This is a genomic window from Flavobacterium sp. N3904 (assembly GCF_025947305.1).
GTDB lineage: Bacteria > Bacteroidota > Bacteroidia > Flavobacteriales > Flavobacteriaceae > Flavobacterium.
Map to the genome: position 1 here is coordinate 3907376 of NZ_CP110009.1, position 23672 is coordinate 3931047.

Annotated in this window: 18 protein-coding genes; 17 read left to right on the forward strand and 1 reads right to left on the reverse strand. The window is 36.7% G+C overall.

Going from position 1 to position 23672, the window contains the following annotated elements:
- Positions 1 to 3: 3 nt before the first annotated feature.
- Positions 4 to 2244, reverse strand: coding sequence for a catalase/peroxidase HPI (katG, locus tag OLM57_RS16575; protein WP_264564805.1), 2241 nt, complete (start codon positions 2242 to 2244; stop codon positions 4 to 6).
- 238 nt (positions 2245 to 2482) lie between these two features.
- On the opposite strand from katG, the gene OLM57_RS16580 reads away from it, so the two are divergent.
- The 17 genes from OLM57_RS16580 to OLM57_RS16660 all read left to right on the forward strand — a co-directional run bounded on the left by OLM57_RS16580 (position 2483) and on the right by OLM57_RS16660 (position 23657).
- The gene (locus OLM57_RS16580; RefSeq protein ID WP_264564806.1) at positions 2483 to 2848 is read left to right on the forward strand and encodes an iron chaperone; all 366 of its coding nucleotides are present in this window, start codon (positions 2483 to 2485) and stop codon (positions 2846 to 2848) included.
- An 8-nt stretch (positions 2849 to 2856) separates the two neighbouring features.
- Positions 2857 to 3222: a glyoxalase gene (locus tag OLM57_RS16585; protein ID WP_264564807.1), complete on the forward strand. Its 366-nt coding sequence runs from the start codon at positions 2857 to 2859 to the stop codon at positions 3220 to 3222.
- Positions 3223 to 3509: 287 nt separating this feature from the next.
- Complete coding sequence (gene nirB, locus OLM57_RS16590) at positions 3510 to 6017, forward strand: nitrite reductase large subunit NirB (RefSeq protein WP_264564808.1); 2508 nt, start codon at positions 3510 to 3512, stop codon at positions 6015 to 6017.
- 159 nt (positions 6018 to 6176) lie between these two features.
- Positions 6177 to 6554, forward strand: coding sequence for a nitrite reductase small subunit NirD (gene nirD / locus OLM57_RS16595; RefSeq protein WP_264564809.1), 378 nt, complete (start codon positions 6177 to 6179; stop codon positions 6552 to 6554).
- Between the two features lie 31 nt (positions 6555 to 6585).
- On the forward strand, positions 6586 to 7173 hold the full coding sequence (locus tag OLM57_RS16600) for a DUF4202 domain-containing protein (RefSeq protein WP_264564810.1): 588 nt from the start codon (positions 6586 to 6588) through the stop codon (positions 7171 to 7173).
- A 143-nt stretch (positions 7174 to 7316) separates the two neighbouring features.
- Positions 7317 to 9068 (forward strand): ATP-binding protein, encoded by a 1752-nt coding sequence (locus tag OLM57_RS16605; protein WP_264564811.1) that lies wholly within the window; start codon positions 7317 to 7319, stop codon positions 9066 to 9068.
- A 297-nt stretch (positions 9069 to 9365) separates the two neighbouring features.
- Positions 9366 to 10025: a response regulator transcription factor gene (locus OLM57_RS16610; protein WP_264564812.1), complete on the forward strand. Its 660-nt coding sequence runs from the start codon at positions 9366 to 9368 to the stop codon at positions 10023 to 10025.
- A 243-nt stretch (positions 10026 to 10268) separates the two neighbouring features.
- On the forward strand, positions 10269 to 11747 hold the full coding sequence (locus tag OLM57_RS16615) for an MFS transporter (RefSeq protein WP_264564813.1): 1479 nt from the start codon (positions 10269 to 10271) through the stop codon (positions 11745 to 11747).
- 495 nt (positions 11748 to 12242) lie between these two features.
- The gene (locus OLM57_RS16620; RefSeq protein WP_264564814.1) at positions 12243 to 15758 is read left to right on the forward strand and encodes a nitrate reductase; all 3516 of its coding nucleotides are present in this window, start codon (positions 12243 to 12245) and stop codon (positions 15756 to 15758) included.
- A gap of 154 nt (positions 15759 to 15912) precedes the next feature.
- On the forward strand, positions 15913 to 17340 hold the full coding sequence (locus OLM57_RS16625) for a rubredoxin (protein ID WP_264564815.1): 1428 nt from the start codon (positions 15913 to 15915) through the stop codon (positions 17338 to 17340).
- Positions 17341 to 17913: 573 nt separating this feature from the next.
- Positions 17914 to 18957 carry a tyrosine-type recombinase/integrase gene (locus tag OLM57_RS16630; protein WP_264564816.1) on the forward strand — a complete coding sequence of 348 codons (1044 nt, stop codon included), beginning with the start codon at positions 17914 to 17916 and terminating at the stop codon, positions 18955 to 18957.
- 614 nt (positions 18958 to 19571) lie between these two features.
- Positions 19572 to 20285, forward strand: coding sequence for a hypothetical protein (locus OLM57_RS16635; protein ID WP_264564817.1), 714 nt, complete (start codon positions 19572 to 19574; stop codon positions 20283 to 20285).
- Between the two features lie 177 nt (positions 20286 to 20462).
- Positions 20463 to 21044 (forward strand): hypothetical protein, encoded by a 582-nt coding sequence (locus OLM57_RS16640; protein WP_264564818.1) that lies wholly within the window; start codon positions 20463 to 20465, stop codon positions 21042 to 21044.
- Positions 21045 to 21254: 210 nt separating this feature from the next.
- The gene (locus OLM57_RS16645; protein ID WP_264564819.1) at positions 21255 to 21758 is read left to right on the forward strand and encodes a hypothetical protein; all 504 of its coding nucleotides are present in this window, start codon (positions 21255 to 21257) and stop codon (positions 21756 to 21758) included.
- Between the two features lie 411 nt (positions 21759 to 22169).
- On the forward strand, positions 22170 to 22418 hold the full coding sequence (locus OLM57_RS16650; protein ID WP_264564820.1) for a hypothetical protein: 249 nt from the start codon (positions 22170 to 22172) through the stop codon (positions 22416 to 22418).
- 69 nt (positions 22419 to 22487) lie between these two features.
- Complete coding sequence (locus tag OLM57_RS16655) at positions 22488 to 22694, forward strand: hypothetical protein (protein WP_264564821.1); 207 nt, start codon at positions 22488 to 22490, stop codon at positions 22692 to 22694.
- 396 nt (positions 22695 to 23090) lie between these two features.
- A complete protein-coding gene (locus tag OLM57_RS16660) occupies positions 23091 to 23657 on the forward strand; it encodes an RDD family protein (RefSeq protein WP_264564822.1) in 567 nt (188 codons plus the stop codon).
- Positions 23658 to 23672 lie beyond the last annotated feature (15 nt).

Sequence of the window (23672 nt, forward strand, 5' to 3'; positions counted from 1 at the left end):
TTTTTAATTTAAATCGAAACGATCCAAGTTCATCACTTTGTTCCAAGTGGCTACAAAGTCTTTTATGAATTTCTCTTGCGAATCTGCACATCCATACACCTCAGCGATAGCGCGAAGTTCAGAGTTGGAACCAAAGATAAGATCTACACGAGTTCCTATCCACTTCAATGCACCTGTCTTGCGATCACGTCCTTCAAATAATTCTTTAGATTCCGAAGACGCTTTCCATGTTGTGGCATAATCTAGTAAATTAACAAAGAAATCATTTGTCAATGTCTCTGGACGGTTTGTAAATACTCCATGTCTAGACTGATCGAAGTTTGCATTAAGAACACGCAAACCACCTACGAGTACTGTCATTTCGGGAGCTGTAAGTGTCAAAAGCTGTGCCTTGTCCACCAACATTTCCTCTGCCGAAACCGTGTATTGGGTTTTCATATAATTGCGAAATCCATCAGCCTCTGGTTCTAGAACGGCGAAAGATTCCACGTCTGTTTTTTCCTGTGTAGTATCTGCTCTGCCCGGTGTAAAAGGTACGGTAATATTTTGCCCCGCTTGTTGAGCTGCTTTCTCTATTCCTACACCTCCAGCCAGAACTATTAAGTCAGCCAGCGATACTTGCTTTCCTCCAGATTGAGCACTATTGAAAGCGGATTGAATTCCTTCAAGAGTTGCTAATACTGTCGAAAGTTGAGCCGGATTATTCACTTTCCAATCTTTTTGGGGAGCAAGACGGATACGAGCACCATTGGCACCGCCACGTTTATCTGACCCACGGAATGTTGATGCAGAAGCCCAAGCTATAGATACCAGTTGAGATACAGACAATCCTGAAGCCTGAATTTTAGTTTTCAAGTCATTAATATCATTATAATCTATTAACTGATGTGTCACTGCAGGAATAGGATCTTGCCAAATCAGTTCTTCGTTAGGCACTTCTGGACCTAGATAACGTGTGATAGGTCCCATATCACGATGCGTCAATTTGAACCAAGCACGAGCAAAAGCATCGGCGAAGACATCAGGATTTTCGTGATAGTGTCTTGAAATTTTCTCATAAATAGGATCTGCTCTCAAGGCAAGATCAGCGGTAAGCATAGTCGGTGCGTGACTTTTTGCCGGGCTGTGGGCATCTGGTACAGTACCTGCTCCTGCTCCATCTTTGGGTTTCCACTGATGTGCTCCAGCTGGACTTTTAGATAATTCCCATTCGAATTTAAATAGGTTTTCAAAATAATTATTGCTCCACTTGTTTGGTGTAGTTGTCCAAGCGCCTTCAAGACCGCTACTAATGGTATATTCGCCATTTCCGGTACCAAAAGTATTTTTCCATCCAAGACCTTGCTCCTCAATTCCAGCAGCTGCAGGTTCTGGGCCTACATATACGTTCGGATCGGCAGCACCGTGAGTTTTACCAAAAGTGTGTCCACCTGCAGTAAGTGCAACGGTTTCTTCATCATTCATCGCCATACGCTTGAAAGTCTCCCGAATGTCAAGAGCTGATGCAGCTGGGTCAGGATTACCGTTAGGACCTTCTGGATTTACATAAATAAGCCCCATCTGTACGGCAGCCAAAGGATTCTCTAATTCACGATTACCCGAATAACGGTTGTCGTCCAACCATTTCCCTTCGGATCCCCAATAAATATCTTCTGCAGGTTCCCAAACATCGGCACGACCACCAGCGAAACCAAAAGTCTTAAAACCCATAGACTCCAATGCACAGTTTCCTGTAAGAATCAATAAGTCAGCCCAAGAAATTTTCTTTCCATATTTTTGTTTAATTGGCCATAACAACAACCGAGCCTTGTCCAAATTCACATTGTCCGGCCAACTGTTTAATGGTTCAAATCGTTGGGTTCCAAAACCTGCTCCTCCACGTCCGTCCGCAATACGATACGTACCAGCGCTGTGCCATGCCATCCGAATGAAAAACGGTCCATAGTGACCATAATCTGCTGGCCACCAATCTTGGGAATCAGTCATTAAATCGAAAAGATCTTTCTTTACGGCTGCGAGGTCAAGACTCTTGAAAGCTTCGGCATAGTCAAACTCCGCTCCCATTGGGTTTGACAGTGAAGAGTGCTGGCGAAGAATCCCTAGTTTCAACTGATTCGGCCACCAGTCATTGTTTCTTGTGCCAAATCCTGCAGTTTTCTTTGAGCCAGCTCCTGAGAATGGACATTTGTTTGCCCCTTCAGCATTGACATCAAATGCTTCGTTGTGATTTTCATTATTTTCCATAATATGATGATTTTTAAAAACTTACATACGAATTTACCAAATTAATTCTTATCTAAATTATTTTTTCTATAGATAAATTCTATAGTTTCAATCGAAAACCGCAGTTTAGAATAATTCTTTACTTGACTAAAATATCTTTTTTTATTCGTATTTTCGTTATACAGAAAACATTCAATTTATAACGCATCAAATTTTAAAAAGAAGAAATAGTACCACTATACAAATTCAAAGGAAACCTATGAAAACTGACATTAAAACCGTTGACGAATACATCGCAACTTTCCCAAAAGACATTCAAATTCTTTTGAAAAATGTTCGCGAGACAATTAGAAACAAAGCCCCTGAATCCATTGAAAGCATTTCCTATGGGATGCCGGCATACAAGACATACGGGAAACCATTGGTGTATTTTGCAGGCTATAAAAAACATATAGGATTTTATGCCACACCAACAGGACATAGCGAGTTTGCCAATGAACTGTCGAATTACAAACAAGGTAAAGGTTCGGTTCAGTTTCCTGTTGATCACCCCATTCCTTACTGGCTGATAGAGCATATCGTTGTATTTAGAGTGAAAGAAAATGAACAGAAATTTAAAAAATAAGAAACAAAATGGAGCATAAAGCCAAATCAATCAGACCATTTATCGGTTCCAAAGACTTTGGAATTTCACGACGTTTTTATCAAGACTTGTGTTTTAAGGAAATTATTTTGGCACCTAATTTTTCTTATTTCGAAACCGAAGGAATTGGGTTTTATCTACAAGATTACTATGCCAAAGATTGGGTAGATAACACTATGCTTTTTCTAGAAGTCGAAGATGTCAATCGGTATTGGAAAGCACTTTTGGAGTTAAACTTGACCGACAAATATAAAGACATAAAATTAGTTCCTGTCCGAGAAATGGATTGGGGCAAAGAGTGTTTTATTCATGATCCCTCTGGAATTCTTTGGCATATTGGGGAGTTTTATAAATAATCGAAATCTTATACACTTAGGTCGTGTCCAATTTGCACACTACTTTTTTTTATAAAACTTTCAAAGGCCATTTGAATCCTAAACTTAATAACATTGAGAGCTCCTTGCCACAATACAGTTGTTGCAAATCAATATGTTCTACAACAAGGAAACACAATCTATACTTATTCAGAATCGAATTACTGATTATTAAAAATAATTTTATTTTAGAAAAAAAAATAAAAAATTAAGTATTTAAATTAAGTATTTATACGTATGTTTGCGTAGTAATACTTAATTAATAGATTATGATTAATGTGATAGTAGTCGGAAACGGCATGGTAGGTTATAAATTTTGCGAGAAATTCATTTCGAAATCTGGGCAAGAAAAATATCAAATTACCGTATTTGGAGAAGAACCAAGACGCGCGTACGACCGAGTTCACCTCAGTGAATACTTTGCAGGAAAGACCGCCGATGACTTATCACTATCCACCACATCATGGTATGAAGAGAATAATATCATATTAAACACGGCTGAATTAGTTTTAAAAATTGACACTGCAAACAAAACCGTAAGTACGCACTTAGACAAAACGCATGCGTATGATTACTTAGTTTTGGCTACGGGATCTTCTGCTTTTGTTCCTCCAATCAAAGGAGTCGAAAAAGAAGGTGTTTTTGTATACCGAACCATAGAGGATTTGGATGCCATTATGGGTTACGCCAAAAAAATAAGAGCCAACGGTGCTACCGAAGCTGCCGTTCTTGGTGGTGGTTTGTTGGGACTTGAGGCAGCCAAAGCGGTTCGTGATTTGGGTCTTAATGCTCACGTGGTGGAATTTGCCCCTCGCTTGATGCCAAGACAATTGGATCAAGCAGCAAGCAACATGCTTCAATCCAAAATAGAAGAATTGAATATCGGAATCCATCTCAATAAAGCAACACAATATATCGATGGTGAAGAAAGTATAAAGGGAATGATGTTTGCCAATGATGACTTGTTGAAGGTTGATATGTTGGTTATATCGGCAGGAATTAAACCGCGTGACGAACTCGCTAGAGTTTCAGGATTAGTTGTCGGAGAACGTGGTGGCGTAGTTGTGAACAATCAAATGCTAACATCAGACCCTTACATTTATGCCATAGGCGAAGTGGCCTTGTATACCGGTATGATTTACGGACTTGTGGCTCCTGGCTACGAAATGGCCGATGTCGCTGCCGAACAAATCTTGAATGGGGATAAAACGATGAGAGAAACCATCGATATGTCTACTCAATTGAAATTAATTGGAGTTGAAGTGGCGAGTTTTGGTGATCCTTTTATCGAAAATGAAAATGTGACCGCCATTGTTTACGAAAACAAATTTAGCGGCATTTACAAAAGAATCAATGTCACCAAAGACGGAAAAAAACTCTTGGGAGGAATTCTTGTTGGCGATTCATCGGATTACAATGGGTTGTTCCAAATTTATGCCAATGCACTCGCCTTGCCTTCAAATCCAGAAGATTTAATTTTAGGTTCTCGCGGTGGAGAAGGATCAACTTTGGGTAGCGCAGCCGATTTGCCAGACACTGCTGTAATTTGTTCTTGTGAAAACGTAACCAAAGGTGCTCTTTGTTGCTCGATTATTGATGGAACAGCAAGTACTTTTGGCGATGTGGTAAAACTGACCAAAGCCACAACAGGATGTGGTGGTTGTAAACCAATGGTAGTTGACATTGTAAAAGCCACTCAAAAATCACTCGGGAAAGAAATCAAAGACACCATCTGCGAGCACTTTCAGTATACCAGACAAGAATTATTTGATATTGTAAAAATCAATAAATACACCAATTATTACGAAGTAATCGATTATCACGGAAATGGCGATGGTTGCGAAGTATGTAAGCCAGTTATAGCTTCTATTTTTTCCAGTATATACAACGACACAGCCAACAAACACGTTACAACACAAGATACCAATGACCGATTCTTGGCCAATATTCAAAGAAACGGAACATACTCGGTAGTCCCAAGAGTTGCCGGTGGAGAAATCACAGCCGAAAAATTAATCGCAATTGGTGAAGTGGCCAAACAATTTGATTTATATACTAAAATCACAGGGGCGCAACGTGTGGATTTATTTGGTGCTCACTTAGACGATTTACCTAAAATCTGGAAAATATTAATCGACAATGGTTTTGAAAGCGGTCACGCTTACGGAAAATCATTGAGAGCTGTAAAAAGCTGTGTGGGTAACGCTTGGTGCCGCTACGGAATGGACGATAGCGCTGGTTTTGCCATCGAACTGGAAGATCGTTACAAAGGGATTCGCGCGCCTCACAAAATAAAAGGCGGTGTTTCGGCTTGTATCCGTGAATGTGCAGAAGCTCGAGGAAAAGATTTTGGTTTGATTGCGGTAGAAGGTGGTTGGAATCTTTACATCTGTGGAAACGGTGGAGCCAATCCAAAACATGCTGTTTTATTGGCCGAACAAATCGACAAAGCAACTGTTATCAAATATTTAGACCGTTTCTTGATGTATTACATTCGTACTGCTGGACCATTGGTACGAACTGCCACTTGGTTGGATAAACTAGAAGGCGGAATGGATTACCTGAAAGAAGTCATCATCTTTGACCGATTGGGTATCTGTGAAACACTAGAAACTGAGATGCAATCTCTAGTAGGCACTTTTGAATGTGAATGGAAACAAGTATTGGAAAAACCAAGATTAATGAAACGTTTCAACCACTTTGTCAACACAGATGAGAAAGATGATAACATTGAATTTGTCCCTTTAAGAGAACAAAAAATGCCAAGACCTTGGTAAAGGAAGGATTTAACGAAGATTCACAAAGTATGCACAGAGACTCGCAAAGAATATAAACTTTTAAAATCAGCAAAAAACAACAGTAAGCAAAAATTATCTTCGTGCGCCTTTGCGAATTCTTTGCAAATCTTTGCGAAATAACAACTAATTAAAAATATAATGGAAGAACTATTAAACCAATACGAAACCGTAAACGTAAGCGCAGTAAAAATTTGGTTCAAAGCAGGAACCATAAAAGATTTTCCAAGCAATAGAGGCGGTTGCATCAAATACAGAAACAAGCAAATTGCTATTTTTAACTTCGAAAGGCGAAACGAATGGTACGCTTGCCAAAATGCATGCCCGCACAAAATGGAAATGGTTTTATCAAGAGGAATGACAGGATCTGCAGATGGAGTTCCAAAAATTGCCTGTCCGATGCACAAAAAAACATTTTCATTGGTCGATGGATCCAATCTAAACGGTGATGATTATAAAATTGCAACTTATCCCGTAAAAATTGAAGGAGATGAAGTATTCGTTGGCTTTTTAGAATAATGTATGTATATTTGAGCATATACTTTTTCAAATGAAAACAATACCTTTTTTAAACGCCAGCGCGTGGATTGATGCCGAAAACGAAGCCGATCCAAACAACGAAATATACCAAGACATAACGTATCCGAAAGAATTATTATATTCGGATAGAATGTATGAAAGATTAATGACCTTTCAACCTTCTGCTTCAGAAGCTGTACAAATAGCAGCCAAGGCACAACACATTTGCCGCTGGAAAATGCCAAGAGAAACGTATCCAATGGATCGTGTGGGTTATTTGAAATGGAGAGAGGATTTAAAAAAATTCCACGCCAAAACCACTGCCGAAATCTTGAAAAAAGCAGGTTATGAAGACACCTTTATAGATCGAGTTTCTTTCCTTATTGAAAAAAAATTACTCAAAAAAGACGAAGAAACCCAGCTTTTGGAAGATGTTATCTGTTTAGTATTTTTAGAATTTTATTTTGATGCTTTTGCCAGCAAACATGATGCCGAAAAAATGAAAAACATTATTTTAAAAACTTGGAATAAAATGTCGGATAAAGGGCATCAGGAAGCTTTAAAAATAAACTTCACTCCAGAAAATCTTCAATTGATAAAAGACGCTTTGGGATTGTAAATTGGTTTAAGATTATTCTTTTAAGTTTAACTAAAAGTATTTGCAAAAAACGAACAGAATTCGGGTTTGAAAATAGTTTCTCTTCTATGAAAAAAAAATCCAAGGTATCTTTTAACAAACTCTCTTTTATAAAATTAAGGCGAATGTACTTATTCGCCTTAATTACTATTGCCGTAACCGTGGTTTTGAGTCAGCTCCTTATTCAATACAACTTGTACAGCCAACTCAGCGATTCCAGAATCATAAACATTTCGGGAAAGCAAAGAATGCTTAGCCAAAAACTTACAAAAGAAGTTTTAATCCTGAATTTTATTACTGATTCTTTACAAAAAGAGAATCAAATAAATGCCATCTCCAAAACCATTTCACTATGGAAATTCAACCATTATTCGTTAGTAAACGGAAATGACAGTTTGGGTTTCCCCAAAGAAAAAAATGCTATTCTCACTGAATATTTTGAAAAATTAAAGCCCAATTTTGACATTATAATTGCGACTACCAATTCTTTTTTAGCCAACAAAAAAGAAAATAAAAACGAGCAGGAAAATCAAAAATTGGTTCAAACTATTCTCGAAAACGAAACTATTTTTCTTTCGAAAATGAACCAAATTGTTAGTGAATATGATAGAGAAGCACTTGAAAAAGTAACCCTGCAGCGCAAAACAGAATATGGTATTCTTGCTTTTACTTTATTGGTTTTATTACTGGAATTTTTATTCATTTTTAAACCGACCAACAAAAGGATTGAATTACTCATACACAACCTTTTATCTTCCGAACGGAAAGCATTAAAATTGGCTCAAGACACTGAAATCATCAGCGAAGCAAAAGAAAATTCGGTTAAAGAATTGAAATCCCTCAATTATGCGATGGAGAACACCCTACTCTATTGCCGAATTGCAACAGACGGAACCATCATTCATATTGGTGAAAAATTCTCCAAACTACTACAATACAACCCTTTTCTTTCGGATAAAAAATTTGGACAAGTACTAACACCTATAGAAAAAGAGCAACTCCTTATCGATCGAATCGTCCTCGAAAACCACGGCAGAGGCTGGCAAGGCGAACTGAATATAACCACCAGAAATGCACAATCGCTTTGGCTGGATTTGTCGATGGTGCCTGTTACGATTAAAAAAGACGAATCAGAACTTTTGATTATCTGTTTTGACATCACCGAACGCAAAAAAGCCGTTCAGGAAGTAGAGCGTTTGAATGCTGCTAACATTGCCGACAAATTAAGCCAACAGAAAATAATATCAAGTAAAATTGTCGAAAACCAGGAAAACGAACAAAACCGAATTGCCAGAGAAATTCACGACGGAATTGGACAAATGTTGACTGGGTTAAAATTCAGCCTCGAAAGTATCAATCTGGATGACAAAGAAAAATCAGCTCAAAAAATTGAGTACCTAAAACAACTTTCGCTTGATATTATAAAAGGAGTTCGTACAGCCACTTTCAACCTCATGCCACCGGAATTGAGCGATCACGGAATCAATTCGGCTCTTTCAAAATTAACCTCAGAGCTTTCTAAACTTACTGGAAAGAACATTCTTTTTTACAATAAAACCGATTTTAACAGCCGTTTGGACTCTTTAATCGAAATCAACATTTATCGATTGACTCAAGAAGCCATAAACAATGCCATCAAATATGCTGATTCTAGTCATATCATCGTACAACTTTCACATAGCGCGACACTCTTGAGCATCACAGTTGACGACAACGGAAAAGGATTTGACATTAATGCCGTTGAAAAAAAGCGAAACAGCGAATCTGGAATGGGATTACTATTTATGAAAGAGAGAATTCAGTACATTAATGGTCGTGTTTTCTTTAATTCTATTCCAAACGAAGGAACGAGAATCACGTTTAATGTTCCTATCTAAAAAAATCAATACCAATTTCAATGGCAATGAAAAGAATAAGTAGGAATTAAGTACAATAATTTGAAATACAATTCAAGAATGGAAATACCGTAATATACCATCCTATCCAGCAAAACTTTCTAGTAACATTCTTCCGATCAGAATCAATAAAAACATTTAGCCAGTTATTCGTTTTAAATTTTCTTTGTGAAATTGATTTTTGACATTGAAATTGTTTATTGAAATTGAAAATTACGTATCTTAGCATCTAAATTAGATGAATCTACTTAAAAAGTAGTATTGAACAATACGTATATTATGAATAATACAATTCGAGTAGTTCTTGCAGATGACCACGTATTTGTGAGAGATGGCATAAAATCATTGTTGGAAAATGAAGCCAACATTACTGTTGTAGGTGAAGCTACAGATGGTCTTGAGGCCTTAACTTTAATAAACAATCTCCAACCCGATTTATTAATTCTTGATATTAGAATGCCAAACCTAACAGGTATTGAGGTGGTTGAACAACTACGAAGCAAAAACAATTTGGTAAAAATTGTAATGCTTTCTATGCATGAATCCGAAGAATACGTATTGAAATCCATACAAGCAGGAGCCGACGGATACTTACTTAAAGGATCCAGCAAAGAAGAATTTTTGAAAGCATTGCATACCGTTGCCAATGGCGGAAAATATTTTAGTGGAGACATTTCATCCATATTGATTGGCCAATTGACTAATCCAACATTTACAGCCGAAACGAAACAATCTTTGGGCGAAGACCAAGTAATTACCAAAAGAGAAAAAGAAATTCTAAGACTTCTACTAACAGGAAAAGGAAACAAAGAAATTGCAGAAGCATTGGACATCAGTAAAAGAACTGCCGAAGTGCATCGATTTAATTTGATGAAAAAATTAAAAGTAAAAAACCTGATGGAGCTTTCGAACAAAGCCACAGAGTATTCGCTTTTATAAAGATGCTAAGAAACTATCCCGATAGCTATCGGGACTAATATTTTTTTAGTTTAAAGGTTTAAAAAATATAAACGCCAGATCAGTACTTAGTGATTTGGCGTTTTCTATTTTAAAAACTTAGCAACTTAGTAACTTAGTAATTTCAAAAAAATACGTATAAATACTTAATTATTTTAAAAAAACTGCGAAAACGCAGTTTTTAAATACGACATACTACTTAGTTTTGTAAAAAATATAAGTATTATGTCAACAACACACTCTCTTTCGCAATCGCACCGCATTTTATTTTTAAACACATTGGCCTTTACGGTGTGCTTCGCTTGTTGGACGCTCAACGGCGTTTTGGTAACATTCTTAGTAGATAACGGAATCTTCAAATGGGACGTTGTACAAGTTGGATGGCTATTGGGAATTCCAATTTTAACTGGATCAATCATGCGATTGCCAATAGGTATGCTAACCGATAAATTTGGTGGTAAATACGTATTCTCGTTATTGCTTCTCCTCTGCTCTATTCCCTTATTTCTATTACCCTTTGCAGATAGTTTTTTTATGTTCGCCTTTTTAAGTTTTCTATTTGGTATGGTTGGAACCAGTTTTGCAGTTGGTATCGGCTTCACCTCTATTTGGTATCCAAAAGAATGGCAAGGAAGAGCCTTGGGAATCTTTGGAATGGGTAATGCGGGTGCCGCTATCACAACATTTATGGCACCATCCTTATTAAACGAATTCTCTATAGCTGACCCTCAAAATGGATGGAAACTACTGCCTGTTCTGTATGGAGCGGCACTGGTTGTAATTGGCATTATCTTTTTACTTTTTACCAAAAACAAAAAAATGGAAAACCAAACCAAAAGTGTTCCTCAAATGCTACAATCCTTAAAAAATGTAAGGGTTTGGAGATTTGGAGCCTATTATTTCTTGGTCTTTGGCTGTTTTGTTGCCTATTCTCAATGGTTATTGCCGAACTTTATGAATGTCTATCAAACGAGTTTGGTCATGGGCGGAATGTTTGCCACCATGTTCAGTTTGCCGTCGGGAGTGATTCGAGCATTTGGAGGGTTTTTGTCTGATAAATTTGGTGCTAGAAAAGTGATGTATTGGGTATTAAGCTCTTCAGTAATCCTGAGTGCTTTATTAATGGTACCGAAAATGGACATCACCACCTCTGGACCAGGCGTTATGGCAACCAAAAAAGGAATCATCACTGCCGTAACAAAGACACTGGTGAAAGTGGGAGAAAAAAAATTTCCAATCAATTTAAAAATAAATAAACCTATTGAAAATACTATATTCCCAACACGTAATTCTTGGCAACAAGTTGTTGTGACAAAAAATCAAGAAGTAAAGAAAAAAGAATTAATTGCCAAAGGAGTCACCGCTATTCACTTTAGTGCCAATATGTGGGTGTATCTCGTATTGGTAATCCTTATTGGAATATCTTGGGGAATTGGTAAAGCTGCTGTTTATAAACACATCCCAGAATATTTTCCAACCGAAGTAGGAGTTGTTGGCGGAATGGTTGGAATGATTGGTGGTCTTGGCGGTTTCTTTGGACCAATCATCTTTGGCTATTTACTGACTTGCACCGGAATTTGGTCCAGCTCATGGATTTTTATATTGTTATTGTCAGTGTTATGCTTGATTTGGATGCACATGACTGTTACCAAAATCATGAACGAAAAACAACCTATTTTATCCAAAGAAATGGATCGAAAATAATATTTATTTTTAGTTACTTGCAGCTAGCTGTTCCCAAAAATGCCATTTTGGGAGCAGTTTTTTTTTAATAAAAATCCAAACTATTTATTTTTCACGAATCAGTTGAATGTTTACGGTTTTGCGTGAGTGATGGCAGTGGAGCTCTTTTTTGAGAGGCTTTTTTCTAGCCTTTCAAAAAAAGCGGGAACGTACAGCACGACCCGCAGGGGCACGCCCGAAAACAGTATTCAGTACTCAGTATTCAGTCTCAGGTTGCAGTCTAAAAGGTACTGTTTTAAAATAATACCAAAAAAACATTTATTATTCCGCTATGGCATACAATTCTTGTAATAATTCAAAAAAGAGAACTGATTTTTAACATTCCAATTTTAATACCTTAAACATCAAAATAAAATTAGATTTATACGTATTTATACGTAATTATTACTTATTTTTGTTTTCATACAATGTACATTTCATACATTCAAAACTACTTTACCAATAAAGACAAACCTAATGCAAAATACAGAAATCAAAACTACGTGTTCCTATTGTGGAGTAGGATGCGGAATTATTGTAAAAAATGATTCTAAAAATGGAGTGACGGTTGCCGGCGACAAAGACCATCCCGTAAATAGAGGAATGCTTTGTTCTAAAGGGATGAATCTGCATTATGTGGTGAATGATACTTCGGATAGGATACTGTATCCCGAAATGAGATGGAGTAAATCGCATCCGAAAGAAAGAGTAAGTTGGGATGCCGCTCTGGATCGTGCTGCCGCGGTTTTTTCCTCCATTATAAAAAAACACGGACCAGACAGCGTAGGGTTTTACATCTCAGGACAATGTTTGACCGAAGAATATTATCTCGTAAACAAATTGGTTAAAGGTTTCTTGAAAACCAACAATATAGACACCAACTCCAGACTTTGCATGAGTTCGGCGGTGGCGGGTTACAAAAAGACCTTTGGGGAAGACTCGGTTCCTGTTGCTTATGCCGATATCGAACTTGCCGATACTTTCTTGATCACTGGAGCCAATCCTGCTTTTTGTCACCCGATTCTTTTCAGACGAATGGAACAACACAAAGAAAAAAATCCAAAAACAAAAATCATAGTTGTTGATCCGAGACGCACCGACTCGGCTATCGCGGCTGATTTGCACTTACAAATACTTCCGGGAACGGACATTGTTTTATACCATGCTATCGGGAAACGCTTGATCGAAAAAGGCTATGTCGATTCGGATTTTGTGAAAAACCATACCGAAAATTACCAACTGTACAAAGAGATGGTATGCAACAGTTCTTTCGAAAGAGCGTCTAAATTATGCGGTGTACCGGTAACTGACATTCACTTAGCAGCCGATATTATTGGCAAAGCCAAAGGATTTATATCCATGTGGGCTATGGGGCTAAACCAAAGTGCCATTGGTGTTGACAAAAACACCGCTTTACTAAATCTCTCATTAGTGACTGGACAAATAGGTAAACCAGGATCAGGCCCTTTCTCTTTAACTGGACAACCCAACGCTATGGGAGGTCGCGAAGTGGGTGGAATGGCCAATTTACTAGCAGTTCACAAAGAGTTAAACAATGCGGAACACCGCAAGGAAGTGGCCGATTTTTGGGGAGTGGAATCCATTTCTGAAAAACCAGGACTGACGGCAACCGAAATGTTTGACGCCTTAGAATCTGGAAAAATGAAAGCCATTTGGATAATTTGCACCAATCCTATAGTGAGTTTACCCGATTCCCGAAGAGTCGAAAAAGCCTTGCAAAACGCCAAATTCGTAGTCGTTCAAGACATCTCCCACAATGCTGATACGGCTAAGTTTGCCGATTTACTATTGCCTGCAGCTGGCTGGTTGGAAAAAGAAGGAACGATGACCAACTCGGAACGTCGCATTTCTTATTTACCAAAAGGGATTAATGCTCCAGGAGAAGCGTTATCGGATGTGGAAATTTTATTGCGTTTTGCCAAAAAAATGAAATTTTCCGGTTTCAATTTTAATAACATAGAAGCCGTTTACAAAGAATACTGCCTGATGACCAAAGGCACCAATATGGATATTTCGTATCTAAATTATTCCAGATTGAAAAACGAAGGGACTTTCCAGTGGCCCGTTCCCGATTATGGGCACCCGGGCACTCCCCGATTATTTGCCGACAAAAAATTCTATACACCTTCGCAAAAAGCGATTTTCAATATTCCGACGAGTATCGAAAACACATCCGCACTGCCTTCCGAAAAATATCCATTTATATTGACCACGGGACGTATTCGGGATCAATGGCACACGATGACCAAAACGGGAAAAGTGTCTCGATTGATGACGCACACTCCTAGCCCAGTACTAGAAATCAATCCTATTGATGCGTACAAATGGGATATAAAAAATGGCAATATTGTTGTGGTAAGCAGCAAAAACGGCGAAGTTCGCGTAAAAGCCAAAGTAACAGAAACGATCAAAGAAGGCGTTTTATTTTTGCCAATGCATTGGGGAAAACAATTGGACAACGATTTGAACAGAACCAACAATCTAACGAATACCATTGTCGATCCAATATCCAAAGAACCTGATTTCAAATACACCACGGTTGCAGTTGCCAAATACGTAAAACCGTTTCAAAAGATCGCAGTTATTGGTGCTGGAGCAGCGGCTTTTCGCTTTATACAGAATTACAGAGAAATCAATACTACCGATGAAATTATTGTATTTTCCAATGAGGAAAATCCATTCTACAATCGTGTTTTATTGCCCGAATATGTAACAGCCGAATTGTCTTGGGAAAGTCTGCTGAAAATAAAAGACGAAGCATTAGGTCAACTGAATATCACCATGAAATCGGGCGTTGCTATCGAAAATGTAAATACAACTGACAAAGTAATAACAGACAGCAACGGAACCGTTCATCAGTTTGACACCTTGATCATGGCAACGGGAAGTCGTCCTTTTATACCCGAAAATGCCCAGTTGCATCTTCCGGGACGTTTTACCATCCGAAAGAAAAATGATGCTGATAGATTAAAAGACTACTTAGACGGAACCAATTTACCCGCCGAAGAACAGCATGTAGTGATTGTGGGTGGTGGATTATTAGGATTAGAATTAGCTGCAGCACTCAAACACAAAAAAGTCAAAATTACGATTATTCAACGAGCGTCTCGATTGATGGAGCGTCAATTAGACAGAATCTCGAGTAAATTATTGGCCGAAGAAGTGCAACTGCGAGACATTCAAATTTATTTTGATAATGAAGTCAGCACCGTATTTGAAACTGACAATGCCAACGAACTCGAAATCGCCTTGAAAAGCGGTCGAATCATTACCGCCAATACCATTGTGTATACCATTGGAACCATTCCGAACATCGAATTGGCCAAGGAAACCGGGCTGGCATGCGGACGTGGCGTAAAAGTCAATCAGTATTTGCAAACCTCCAATCCAGATGTATTTGCCATTGGTGAAATTGCCGAGTTCAACAATATGTTATTCGGAATTACTTCTGCCGCCGAAGAACAAGCCGATGTTTTGGCTAATTTTATTGCCGGCGATATCAGCAGTTTTTACAAAGGATCGGTGTTGATGAATATCCTGAAACTGGAAGACATCAATCTGTGTTCGATTGGTCAAATCGAAGTGCCCGAAAATGACGATTCCTACGAAGAAATTGTTTTTGCCGACTTAGGAAAACGTTATTACAAAAAATGCATCGTCAAGAACGATTTACTCATAGGCGCCATCCTGATGGGGGACAAAAATGAGTTTGCCGAATTCAAAACGATGATCGAAAGCAAAATCGAATTGGCCGACAAGCGAAACACACTATTAAGGGGAAGCAGTGCCGAAGCCAAACCAGTATTGGGAAAACTCGTTTGTTCTTGTAGTCAGGTTGGAAGTGGAAACATAGAAGATTGCATCAAAAGCGGCGTTACCAACTTTACCGAATTGTGCAAAACCACCGGAGCGGGACTCGGCTGTGGCAGCTGCAAAACCGAAGTGAAGGAGATATTGGCGAAGGTGAAATAGAGTTTAAATTGTTTAAAGTTTAAAATTGTTTAATAGTCTCATCCTGCTAAAAAACAACATCAACATCAAAACAACAAACCTTGAACAATTTCAAACGATTAAACATTTAAAAAAATTCAAACCTTTAAACAACCAACAATAAAAGCTAAAAGACATGGAATTAACAAGACTCATAGTAAAAGGTGGAGTACTATCTCCGGGAGAATTGCGAGAAATTGTAAATATGGGAATCGAGCAAGGACTTGACGCCATCTCTTTTGGTTCCAGACAAGACATCATTTTCCCAAAAGGATTCAAAACTAGTATGCCCGAAAAATTAGGCAAACATCATTTTGTTTTACCCAACGAAAAAAGCGGCAATAACATTGTTTCCTCTTATGTTTCGACCGATATTTTCAGGAACACCCCTTGGCTGACCGGAAACAAATTCCTGTATATCTTGGAACAATTTAAGGAACAACCCAAACTCAAAGTCAACATAACCGACCCGAAACAGCAACTCGTTCCGCTATTTACGGGGCATATCAACTTTATAGCTTCGCACCACGAGGATTATTGGTTCCTGTATGTTCGTTTGCCGAAATGGGACAAAATGGAACTTTTCCCCGTATTGATCTACAGTTGGGACATTGGAAAAGTGTATTACGAAATCGAAAAAATCCTGCAAGAAGAACCCGATACGGTCGATATGATTTTCCAGCTCATCAGTGATTTGGACACCAACAACAGAACCATTGACCAACCGTTAAACATTCCGTTCTACCCTTTTCCCTATTATGAAGGAATGAACCGACTCGGCATCGATCAATACTGGCTTGGGCTTTATTGGCGCAACAACCTTTACGATCTGGAATTCCTAAAAGAAATGTGTGATTTGTGTTTCGACTGCAAAATCGGAAAAATATGCATCACCCCCTGGAAATCCTTCATCGTCAAAGGAATCCCCAAAGACCGCAAACTCGATTGGGAAAAATTCCTGGGCAAAAAAGGAATCAACGTTCGTCATTCGCTGCTCGAACTCAACTGGCATTTACCTGTCGCTACAGAATGGGCTCTCAACCTCAAAACCTTCCTCGTGCGTACCCTCGATCAGTTTGACATCAGCACCTATGGACTCACCTTCGGGCTATCCGACTACAATCGGGACGGTCACTATTTTACCTCGGTAGTCATCGAAAAAAACGAATCGCCAAAGGATCTCGAATCCATCAAAATCCGAGACACCTTCAACGTTTTGTACGCCAAAAATTTTGACCCCAACACCAAGGAATACATCGTACATGCACAAGATGTCGACAAACTCGAATTGCCCAATATCCTAATAGAATTGAGTAAAAAATACTTCGAAGAACTCGGTACCAGCGTACTAGAATTCCAAAACACTACCGCCAAAAAAGAAACCAAAGCGCAAGACATTCATCAATGTCAAGAATGCTTAACGGTCTATAACTCGGATTACGGCGATGTCATTCAAGGTGTCGAAAAAGGCACTCTTTTCAAAGATTTACCTGTAGATTACTGCTGTTCGTTATGCGAAGCGCCCAAAAGCAGTTTCATTGCATTGACAGAAGCTCCGGTTTAATAAAAATTATTGGGGCGAGCCACCATCCCGACAAAAAGGGCTATTCTCTTTGCGGGTATTCGCCCTATTATCGGGATGCTGTCGGGTCATCCGTGCTACTTCGGTAGCTAACTCCTACCCCTCTCGCGGGCTTCCCGTTATTGCGAGAACTGAATTCAATTTCAATGGCAATTTCAAAAGTCAATAAAAAATAACCTAGTCAATCATTTCATAATCCCCTTTTTACAATAGTCAATCAAGGAACTAGACTAGAGCAAAAGAAATTTATTTCAAAAATAAATTTTCTTATGAAAACGGATGCCCTAGCCCTGATAGAAGGGAAAATCCTTTTTTGTCCCGATTTTTCTTCGGGACAAAAAAGATTGGAATGATAGCAGGGAAAAGCTCCTCCGTCAAATACACTCAAAATGACAATATCTCTATAATTATTTGCGATGGAACTTTGCGTTAATTATTTGATCTAAAATTTTGTGTTATATTTTCTCTATTTTCTATTTTCTGTAATCTAAAATATGCAATCTTTTCCTTATCTTTATCCCTCAAATATACGCCTTTACATTAATTATACGCCTTATGAACTGGAAAGCACAACTCATCAAACACCGTGGTGAAAGCCGAATCGCCATTTATTTCGAAAAAAACCAAGATTGGATTGATCGTATTAAGCAACAAGAAGGATCGCGATGGAGTCAAACATTAGGCATTTGGCACTTACCGGACACCTTCGAGAACCGAATGTTATTTCAAATTGCTGAGGTCCCAATCCAACTACCTTCGGCTGAGGGAATCGCACAAATCCAAAAATTCAAATGCTGGTTATTGTCCCGCCGTTATAGCGATAGCACCATAACAACCTACACCGAAGCTTTACGATATTTTCTGACCTTTTACAACGAAAAACCGGTTGCCGAAATTGACAATAATGATGTCATTCGCTATAATAACGAATACATTTTAAACAATAAATTATCCGGTTCTTTTCAAAATCAGATGGTTAGCTCCATAAAATTATTTTTTTCGACGGTAAGAGAAACCAAAATAGAACTAGACAAAATTCACCGTCCGAAACGAGAAAAAGTACTCCCCAACGTTTTGAGCAAGGAAGAAGTAAAATTGATATTGAATGCCCACATCAACCTCAAACACAAAACGATGCTGAGTCTGATTTATGCCTGCGGATTGCGGAGAAGCGAACTTTTGCATCTAAAACCCACCGATATCGACTCCAAAAGAGGAATTGTAATTATCAGACAAAGCAAGGGCAAGAAAGACCGGATTGCTCCATTATCGGGCAAAATTTTGCTAATGCTTCGGGATTATTATTTGGCATTCAAACCAACAACCTGGTTGTTTGAAGGCAACACAGTTGGAGAAACCTACTCCGAAAAAAGCTTGCAATCGGTCTTAAAACATGCCCTACACAAAGCAGGAATAACAAAACCCGTCAGCCTTCATTGGTTGCGCCACAGTTTTGCCACACATTTGCTAGAAAACGGTACCGATTTGAGATACATACAAGAATTACTGGGTCACAACAGCAGTAAGACAACCGAAATTTACACCCACGTAAGTACGAAAAATATTCAACAAATAAAAAGTCCCTTTGATGATTTATAAGTATTTTTTTCTATTTTAGCATATCAAAAGGGATGATACTTATCAGACCTATCTACCCGATTTTGGGTATATAGGTCTGACATCGTCAGACCTATATACTAGTTAGGGTGTATAGCTGTTGACGATCAAAAGTCGATTATAATCAGAAACTTTAGTTCGGAAAATACATAACGAAGCAGAAACCGAGCTGGCCGAAATCTGAACTCAAATCTGAACCGAAATTCGAACCGAAATCTGAAACTTAATTGTTGCGGACAAAGAAACGTGAACTGCTTTATGGAAAACCGAAAGCGGAATATTTTTGTCGATTTTACTTGAGGTTTAACTGAAACTTGAAGTTCAAAAACGGAAACTATTTGGAACGGAAATCGGAAGGCGGAAAAGTTACCGAAATCGGAATCGACAATTGGGAAGTCTAATCGTTCGTGCTCAGCATCGTCAAGCTACACACCCTAACACACGCTACAAGCAATTTGGGCATTTGGCTTAAAGCAAAAATTGATTTGTATTTGGAAGATTTGGCAAATCCGAAAATAGGGCTTAATTTAGTCCCAAACTGCTTGTAGCGCGGGGACGTTGGCGGTCAGCTTGCCACAGAACAGAAAAACCGAAGAATGAAAGATATAAAATCAATTACAATATTTTTAATCCCATATTTTACCATTTGTGGTGGAATTTATCATATTACTTATTGGGATACTTTCAATATTAATGGATTATCATACCTTGGAGTTTCAGAAATTTTAAAATCTTTTATTTATCCTTTCATTGGTTCAGTTTTCATTTTCTTATTAAATCATATTCTACTAAATTCATTTTATAATTACAATAATTTACTTCCAAATGGGGAAGGAAGAAATTCTACTATTGGAAAAAAATTGAACTCAAAAATTTCGATAAACATTCTGTTATTATTGTGGGTTGGGATAACAATTTACTTATACAAAGTATGTAAAACATACGATTGGCTATATTTTGGTATTTATTTTTCTTTTACAACATCAATAATTATTGAAAGAATAGCGGAAGCTAATAATTATATAGAAAAACACACATCGTTAATAATTAAAATTTTAGTTTACATTCCTGTTTTTTCATTTGTTGCAGGAAAATACCAAAGTGAATTAATTCAAAATAACATTAAATACCAATACACGATTAACCAACAAATAATCCCAAATAATAAATTAGAAAAAATTGATACTCTTAAACTAATTGGAAATTCAGAAAAACAGTATTTTTTTACTGATTTAAATAATTCAACTATATATATATTACGATCTGACATAATTGACACATTAGTAATAAAACAACACGGATATAAATAAAAAGCCGAACCGCCAACACACGCTACAAGCAATTTGGGTATTAGACTTAATTTGAAATTGGTTTTGTATTTGAACGATTTGGCAAATCCGAAAATAGGGCTTAATTTAGTCCCAAACTACTTGTAGCGCGGGGACGTTAGGCATTATTTAAAACACCAAAATGCTAAATATAGAATTATGAAGATTATAATTTTTTCCTTTTTTCTCCTTTTTTTCTGTTACTGCTCAACGAAAGATAAACAACCATCAAATATTCTCATTGTAGACAAAACTCTAAGAGAAAATTTCCAAATCAAAAAGTTAAACAATCAAAGAGAGGTTTTTAATTTTTATGAAAAAATGAATAATGATACTTTAAGAAAAAAGACAAGTGGAGTCATTTACCAAAGTTACAAAGATGAAAGCTTAGAGTCCTCAAAAATGAATAATTGTAGGAGTTTGATTGATGATGGATTTTTTGGACAAAAAGGGAATTTAATCATAATAATAGGTTCATTCAATGGAGTTGGAAGTAGAGGTTTTAATATTGTTCTAAATAAAAGTATTTATACAATCAAACCTTATTTATCCGAATGTTCACCAGATCCTAAAAACAAAAAAACTTACAAAACTATTTACCAAGAACTTGTACTTGACAAACTAAAATATAAGAGTGGAGATAGTTTGTTTGGTAAAATTAAATTTAAAATTATCGAACAAAATATGGATGAAAAAAAGGAGCATATTGCCGAAGGATATTTTAGAAGTTTAGTGAAATAATAAACAATGCCTAACACACGCTACAAGCAATTTGGGCAATAGGCTTAATTTGAAATTGGTTTTGTATTTCGAAGATTTGGCAAATCCGAATAATGGGCTTAATTTAGTCCCAAACTACTTGTAGCGCGGGGACGTTATGGGTTACTTGTGCCGAAATGACGCTGGAGAAAACAATCAGGAAGTTGTATTCACTAAAAAAAAACTATCTAAATGAAGGACTACGTTTGTCTATTATTATTCATATTTCCATTTATAATGAATGGACAAAATTTATCAGATAAAATTGAAAAATCTACTTTAAGTTTTCGAGAATTGTTTCTAGAAAAAGATTTTGAAACACTTTCAGATTTTGCAACACCAAAACTAATCGAATATTTGAAAACAAAACAAGATTTAGTTTTCTTACTAACGGAATTGAGTAAAAATTATGAAGCAAAAGGAGTTAAAGTCACAAACATTTCATTCGGGAAAAACTCTGAAATAATTAGTTATAAAAATCAACTACAATGTAGTATTCCTTTCAGTTTGGAAATGGAGGACGCTAAAAAGAAAGTGAAATTTACAGCTGGTTTAGCACTGATTTCGTTTGACAAAGGAGAAACTTGGTTTTATACTTTTAAAGTCGAAAAAGACCCAATAACAAATAATGAAATATTAGATTTGGATGCCAGAATAATTATTGACGAAAGAAATCAAATTATCTTTAACAAATAAAAAAAGTTGGCATCTGACAATAGAAACTTAAAAAGTTTACGGTTTAATTGTAATTTCGACTAAAACAAGCAACCCATAACACACGCTACAAGCAATTTGGGTTTTAGGCTTAATTTGAAATTGGTTTTGTATTTGGGAGATTTGGCAAATCCGAAAATAGGGCTTAATTTAGTCCCAAACTACTTGTAGCGCGGGAACGTTGGCGGTCAGCTTGCAGAATCGAAACTGCCGAAAGAGAAATATTTTCATAATAATTTAAATTTTAAAACTTTGAGTAATTCAACCCCTAAACAACCAGTTACTAAAGGAGGCATAGTATTTATGTGCATCTTTTTTTTCATTATTTTTTTAATATTTAAGTGTTCTTGTTCACAAACAGACGAAGAAAAAGCAATTAGTAATGAACAGAATTTGAAAACGAAAGCAATTGTGTATTCTCACAATTGTGTTGAGCAACAATTAAAATCTCCTTCAAGTGCTGAATTCCCATTCGGTGAAGGTTCGGTTACCCAAGTTGACAATGATACATTTATAGTCACTAGTTATGTAGATTCTCAAAACAGCTTTGGAGCAATGATAAGAACTAATTACAGTTGCCAAGTAACATTAACAGGAGAAGATAATTACACTTGTGATAACGTAGAATTATTTGAGCAATAAATTATCTAAACAAAAGATCAAACTAAAAAATGAATTTTAAAGACATTAAATAATTAAATTTTATAAGTAATGAGAATAACTGTAAAAGAATTAATAGAGCAATTAAAAGTTGAAAACCAAGATTTAGAAGTTGATTTTGGCGGACTTGATTTTTACCGATTAAAAGATCGAGGTGGTTTTTTACACATTGAATTTAGTCAGACAGTTTATCTAGATGACGAAGGTTTCGTGGTGGTTGAAAACCATTTAAAATCGAAACAACATAAATCTGAATAGTTTCATTTGTTTGTGGACTATATTGTTCTTTTACTTTTCCGTTTTCATAACAAGATAAAAAATATTTACCATCTATAATTTTAATTTTAATTTCTTGATTTTCTAATAATCTAATAAATTAATTTAAACTTGCACTTCATTTGATAACTGTGGAAATGCGAAACAGAAAATATTGTGGCTAAAAAGCCGAACCGCCAACACACGCTACAAGCAATTTGGGTATTAGGCTTATTTTGAAATTGGTTTTGTATTTGGGATGATTTGGCAAATCCGAATAATGGGCTTAATTTAGTCCCAAACTACTTGTAGCGCGGGAACGTTACCAGCTATATTCTCTAAAAAACGAAAGATAAATGAATACCAATTTACAGAATGGAAAATAATTTTACGAAAATAATGTCAAATAGAACTGACGAAGAATTAATCAAAATTGTAACAGTTGATAGTGGGAAATATCAAGAATTAGCACTTGAAACTGCAAAAAAAGAAATTGAACTGCGAAATATTGACCAAGATCGATTCAAAGAAGTTGCTGAAAAAGTGGAAGTAGAAAAACAGAAACTTGAAAAAGTAGAGAATAAAACTGTACACTCAAAAATTAGATTTCTGAACTTCTTAATTGACTTCATTTTAATTTTTATACTTTATAACTTAATTATTCCAAATCTTGAAACTTTATTGCCACTAACAAATCAAATTTCAAGAGCAATATACAGATTGACTTCATTCATAATTTTTGTCACAACTTATTATATATTTTTTGAACATAAATATCAAAAAACAATAGGAAAAATTATAACGAAAACAAAAGTTGTAAATCTAGAAGGCGAAAAAGCAGAACTTGGAGATATAATAAGTCGAACATTTTGCAGATTTATTCCTTTTGATAGATTTTCATTCTTTTTTACAAGAAATGGATTTCACGATGCAATATCAAATACGAAAGTGATAAAAGACAACTGAATAAAAAATACAGCT